This window comes from Candidatus Aquicultor sp., from assembly GCF_054640775.1.
In genome coordinates this window covers 1-3,756 of sequence record NZ_JBTSLF010000228.1, presented here as the reverse complement: position 1 = coordinate 3,756, position 3,756 = coordinate 1, and the positions used below count along the sequence as shown (strand labels likewise).

Below are 3,756 nucleotides of genomic sequence, written 5' to 3'. Positions count from 1 at the left end.
AAATAGCAAAGATTAGACCGCTGCCCTTAATGATGAGATTCCTTAAAGTGGTGTAGTTAGCCTGAATAGCGATGCAAGCCCCATTTACCGCATGAGTAGCAGTGTCAATGGTAAGGTCGCTTACTGTGCAGTGGTCAGCGGTTCCCGACCCGTGACCCGTGCCGTTAATACCGATGCCACCTAGACCATTGTTGACCATGATGATTGTCGACTCGCGGTTTGCCCCTACGATATTGCACGGCGCGTTAACATTAAGAATGGCGGAGGTAATGTAATAGGTTCCCGGTGGCAAGAACACGATCCCCCCGACCGCCGTGGCTGCTGTTATCGCTGCATTGATCGCCGCCGCGTCGTCAGTTACCCCGTCGCCCTTGGCCCCATACGCCTTGACGTTAAAGACCTGCCCACCCTTGTCCTCGAAGCCGACGATGGGCCCGGTCATCGTGCCACCGGAGAGGGGGAGATTTAACGGATCAACTCGGGGAAATCCTGACATCAGTCAATGGTCCTGATAGGTATGCGCCGGTCGGGAAGGTCAGTGGCCTCGCCACCAACGGCGTACTGCGTCGTGGCCGTTGGGGTCAGGATGATGACGTAGAGGTGACTCGGATGACGGACAACCAACTGCCGAGCCGAGTAGTACGCGACACTGGGTAGAGCCGCCGCCTGGTCAGCTATGTCGGTAGTCGAAGGAAGGAGTTGACCACTCGACGGGCTGACGAGAACCAGTGAAGTTCCCGCGACAGTGTTAGTCCACAGTGCTCCGCCGATAGTGAGCCGCTTGACCTGCCATTCTCTGCCGTAGGCCGGACCACCCATATCCATGAGAAGACTCCCCGACGCCGCACTCGTGGCGCTCTGACGTAGGGGAACCTCAATCGCGCCGTACTGGTAGGCGTCCTCTGCTTCACGGGCCTTCCTGAGTTCCTTGGCTACTGAATCGAACGATGCCTTGAGGCCAACGATGGACTCCAACACCAACGGGCCAAGGTCAACCTCGGCGTCTACTTCTGCACCCATGCTCATGATTCCGCCTGCCTTAGAATTCTCGTTGCTTCGATGACCGTCAACTTCTCGTAGCGCTTGATGTCCTCTTCACTGGGAGGCGGAGGGCCAAAGGTCCGGTTGCGCCACTTCACGTAATCGCTCTTCAACTTCTTCACCAGTGCCGATCCCATCCCTGTGGAGCGTAACATTAGGGCGAGGGCGGTCAGCGTGACCAGAGCCTCAACCGCGAGGTTCGCAAGAACGGCGCTGCGGATGATGTTGTCACCCTCGGTGTCAATGCTGACCCCGGATTGTCCATTAGAGAGGTTCACAGTGGTACGATACCACCCAGCAGCCGGAAAAGGAGACAGGACTTATGGCCGTTGCGAAAAGTAAGGAGCCGCCTGAGACCAAGGTGGAAGAGCCCGAGACCAAGCCCGAGGGCGAGGAAGTCGTTAAGAAGAGCGAACTCTTCGAGGCCGTGAAGGAAGTCCTTGAGAAGATCCTCCCCGGCAAGTCCGAAGAGACTGAGGTCGAAGAGGAGAAGGAACCGCCCAAGCGGATGACCGCCCGGGACGAGGAAGAGCACACTCGCGGGATCGTCCAAAAGGCCATCGAAGACTTCTTGGCCAAGGCCCCCGAGGAGAAGAAGGAAGAGAAGAAGGCGACCGAGGAGGCCCCGGGCACCAAGCATGTTCGCAAGGTCGAGGGATGGATCTGGGGCAAGTCGTGAAGAACCCCTTTATCAAGTTGGCCGTGGGCGCAGTCCTTTTGGGCGTCGGCTTTGTAGTGTCCATGAACGCCCAGCGCGAGCTCATCGCCAAGTGGGGATCTCCCTGTGAAGATTGTGACGAAGAAGAGAATCAGGTAGAACCCGCCAAAGACGAGATCGAACCTGCCAAAGAGGAAGAAGAGACGGAATGAGTGTGGTTGACATAGATCTTGGCGAGGAGATCGTTTCTGAGAGCGAGCGTGCGCCGTCGGCTGCACCGACTACTTCCGCGCCGTCCGTAACCTGCCATTACTGCCCCGAGGTCTTTGAAGGCGGGGCTCGGTGGTTCGCTCGAGGCCGTCATGAGAAGGCCAAGCACGCCGAGGAGTGGAAGGCTGCCAAGGTTGCCCCGGCCAAGAAGTCAGCGGAGAAGAAGCCGACGCCCAAGAAGGCTCCGGTCAAGAAGGCCACGGTCGTCAGCTCTAAGCGGATCTCTGCGGCGGACTCACTGTCTGACAACATCGGTCGCGCCGCTCGTATGTTGGGGTCAGTCAACCCGGCCATGAGCCGGGCCCTCGTGTTCTCCGCGCCGGCCACGGGACAGGCAATTGATGAAGTGGTGGCGGGGACGATCGTTGACAAGGTTATCCAGCCCTTTGCCAAGGCCGCTGACAAGTGGGACCGGCTCGGCGGCGTTCTCTCGTTCCCGATTCTCTTTGCGGTGGTCTCGGCCAAGCCTGACCTTCTTCCCATGCTCGAGGATGATCTGCGTGAGGCAACGGTTGACGTTCTCATTGCCTCCATCCCTACCCTGATGAAGAAGAAGGCGCGGGAGAAGAAGGCGGTAGAGGCACTGTCTCGCCTGGGCGAAGTGGACCCGCGCTACGCCAACACCACTGACCCCATTGGCCTCATGCTGACCGACCTTCTCTACGGACCACAGCCGAAGGAAGGCGATGGCGAGAACATCTGAAATTGAGGCGTTGCAGTGGCCCGACTTCAAGAAGAGGATGGCGGAGGAGTGGAAGCCCGGTGAACACTGGGCCTTCATCGTTCCGACCGGAGGAGGCAAGTCCACTCTCGCTGCGGGGATAGCCAGCACGAGGAAGTACGTCCTCGCCTTTGACACCAAGGGCGGCGACGTCACGCTCAAGAAGTTGAAGTGGGAGCGACTGACCAAGTGGCCCCCCACGCCCCAGGACCGTCAGGACATTGCCGATGGCAAGCCCTTTCGCCGCATCGTCGGCTCAACCGATAAGTCGGTGAACGGGAAGTTAAAGCGCTACGCCCTGTGCAAGCAGATCCTCGCTGACGTGCAGCTAGAAGGTGGGTGGACCATTCTTGCCACCGACGCCAAGATTCTCATGCACCCTAAGTTCGGCGCTCTGTGGGACGACATCGAAGAGTTGCTGCTCCTCGCCCGTGACGTCGGCGTTTCGGTGATGACCGACATGCAGCGCGTGAGTGGGCAACCGCGTGAGACGAGCGACCAAGCCACATGGCTCGGCGTTGGCTACACCCGAGACCGGGACGCGGTGAACCGGATCTCTGAGATGATGGGTCGATCGGCTCCCGAGATTCGCGGGGCGATGGACGCTCTCGGGGACTTGCCCTACGGCTTCCTCATTGTGAACCGCGACCCCCGTAGCCCGATCATCCTGACCCGCTCCGATCCGCTGTGAACGTCGCCTATCTGTGTGCCCGTCAGCCTTTGATGGGCGGGGAATACTACCGAGCGACGCGGCCGGCTGCACTGCTCAATCGCGAGTTCGGATGGGGGACCGCTGTGTGTGACCGCATGGCCACCGAGGATGAGAGCGGGCCACTGTCCTTCATCACCCCCAACGAAATGGTCATCACCCCTGACTTGATCGTTCTGCGCCCGATCCGCGAGTGGACCCAGGAGTGGACCGACCGGGCCCACGCCAACGGTCAGCGAGTCGTGGCTGACTTGGACGACGACTATTGGTCGCACCAAGCGTGGGAGGGCGAGGAACGCCCGAACGATGACGGTTACGACGACTGGTTTTGGAACGTGGATGCCGCGCTGGTCTCCA

General features: G+C 59.7%; 8 protein-coding genes. 5 read left to right on the top strand and 3 right to left on the bottom strand.

The annotated features are described in order from the left end of the window. From ACYC56_RS13250 to ACYC56_RS13240, 3 genes are all read right to left on the bottom strand, one after another. Positions 1-442 (bottom strand): glycosyl hydrolase family 28-related protein (locus tag ACYC56_RS13250; protein WP_461374648.1); only part of this gene is annotated, 442 nt, incomplete at its 3' end. Positions 443-495: 53 nt separating this feature from the next. Beyond that, the gene (locus tag ACYC56_RS13245; protein ID WP_461374647.1) at positions 496-1,026 is read right to left on the bottom strand and encodes a hypothetical protein; all 531 of its coding nucleotides are present in this window, start codon (positions 1,024-1,026) and stop codon (positions 496-498) included. Then, on the bottom strand, positions 1,023-1,319 hold the full coding sequence (locus tag ACYC56_RS13240) for a hypothetical protein (protein ID WP_461374646.1): 297 nt from the start codon (positions 1,317-1,319) through the stop codon (positions 1,023-1,025). The genes ACYC56_RS13245 and ACYC56_RS13240 overlap by 4 nt, the downstream gene beginning before the upstream one ends. Positions 1,320-1,363: 44 nt before the next feature. On the opposite strand from ACYC56_RS13240, the gene ACYC56_RS13235 reads away from it, so the two are divergent. The 5 genes from ACYC56_RS13235 to ACYC56_RS13215 form a co-directional block, all read left to right on the top strand. Next, the gene (locus ACYC56_RS13235; protein ID WP_461374645.1) at positions 1,364-1,720 is read left to right on the top strand and encodes a hypothetical protein; all 357 of its coding nucleotides are present in this window, start codon (positions 1,364-1,366) and stop codon (positions 1,718-1,720) included. Then, a complete protein-coding gene (locus ACYC56_RS13230; protein WP_461374644.1) occupies positions 1,699-1,911 on the top strand; it encodes a hypothetical protein in 213 nt (70 codons plus the stop codon). Before ACYC56_RS13235 ends, ACYC56_RS13230 begins: the two co-directional genes overlap by 22 nt. Next, on the top strand, positions 1,908-2,672 hold the full coding sequence (locus ACYC56_RS13225) for a hypothetical protein (RefSeq protein ID WP_461374643.1): 765 nt from the start codon (positions 1,908-1,910) through the stop codon (positions 2,670-2,672). The genes ACYC56_RS13230 and ACYC56_RS13225 overlap by 4 nt, the downstream gene beginning before the upstream one ends. Continuing rightward, on the top strand, positions 2,656-3,381 hold the full coding sequence (locus ACYC56_RS13220; protein ID WP_461374642.1) for a hypothetical protein: 726 nt from the start codon (positions 2,656-2,658) through the stop codon (positions 3,379-3,381). The genes ACYC56_RS13225 and ACYC56_RS13220 overlap by 17 nt, the downstream gene beginning before the upstream one ends. After that, on the top strand, positions 3,378-3,756 hold a 379-nt coding region (locus ACYC56_RS13215), incomplete at its 3' end, for a hypothetical protein (protein WP_461374641.1). The genes ACYC56_RS13220 and ACYC56_RS13215, both read left to right, overlap by 4 nt.

Coding starts and splice junctions, on each gene's coding strand:
- ACYC56_RS13245 (WP_461374647.1), bottom strand. CDS start 1,026: ATGAGCATGGGTGCAGAAGTAGACGCCGAGGTTGACCTTGGCCCGTTG.
- ACYC56_RS13235 (WP_461374645.1), top strand. CDS start 1,364: ATGGCCGTTGCGAAAAGTAAGGAGCCGCCTGAGACCAAGGTGGAAGAG.
- ACYC56_RS13230 (WP_461374644.1), top strand. CDS start 1,699: ATGGATCTGGGGCAAGTCGTGAAGAACCCCTTTATCAAGTTGGCCGTG.
- ACYC56_RS13225 (WP_461374643.1), top strand. CDS start 1,908: ATGAGTGTGGTTGACATAGATCTTGGCGAGGAGATCGTTTCTGAGAGC.
- ACYC56_RS13220 (WP_461374642.1), top strand. CDS start 2,656: ATGGCGAGAACATCTGAAATTGAGGCGTTGCAGTGGCCCGACTTCAAG.